Source organism: Pyrobaculum sp., from assembly GCF_049971835.1.
GTDB lineage: Archaea > Thermoproteota > Thermoprotei > Thermoproteales > Thermoproteaceae > Pyrobaculum.
In genome coordinates, this window is sequence record NZ_JBMFKV010000406.1 from 1 (window position 1) to 724 (window position 724).

1 protein-coding gene is annotated in these 724 nt (G+C 63.5%); it reads right to left on the reverse strand.

The features are described from left to right. Positions 1-525 (reverse strand): hypothetical protein (locus tag ACP5J3_RS14975; protein ID WP_428496403.1); only part of this gene is annotated, 525 nt, incomplete at its 3' end. Positions 526-724 lie beyond the last annotated feature (199 nt).

The following is a 724-nucleotide window of genomic DNA, read 5'->3' on the forward strand; positions in this document are numbered from 1 at the left end:
CTCTACGCCCCACGCCAGCTCAAACCACGTCCTGTCGCCCTCGGCCTTGGCGTATACCCTCTCCGGCTCGTGCCCGGCCGCCTTCAGAACGCCCAGCGCCAGCGCCGCCTTGTGTATGTGGGTTATGGCCCCAGCCTCTTCCTCTTTTGCCCTGGCTCCGCCTGCGCCCTCTCTACCCGCCTCGTCCTCCTCTCCCCGCGTGGAGAATTTGCCTATGGTCAGCGTCACTTTTTCAGTCTGTATACTCCCGTCTCCCATGACGGCGGCTGTGAGGAACTCCGCCACAGCCTTATTGGCGGTGAGGGAGTCAGCCACGGCCCTCTCCTCCCTACCCTCCACCGCCCATAGGTAGGCGGAGAGCCAGGAGAGGAAGTACCGCGTCAGCGACGCGTTTTCGAAGGCCATCTCCCGCGCCACCCCAGCCCAGTACTCCTCCGGCTGTGTGTAGCGGTCGAGTGTCCCGCCGACTTTTCTCGCCGCCTCCTCGTAGGCCTTCCTCAGCTCTTGCACAACCTCCTCAGCCACCCTCCGGGGATCTACTCAAGACCTCGGCGCCGCGGCCTCTAGAGGCCTTTCTGGAACGGCTCTCCTCTATTGCGCCTAGGGGTTCTGCGTCTAGAGTGTATGATCTGCGGAGGCGCCGGCTCGTGTATTGAGGCGATACACGGCGCTGTGAAGTGGGCCGTCGATAGTGTCGCAGATCCTGTGGCGCATTGCCTCTAGG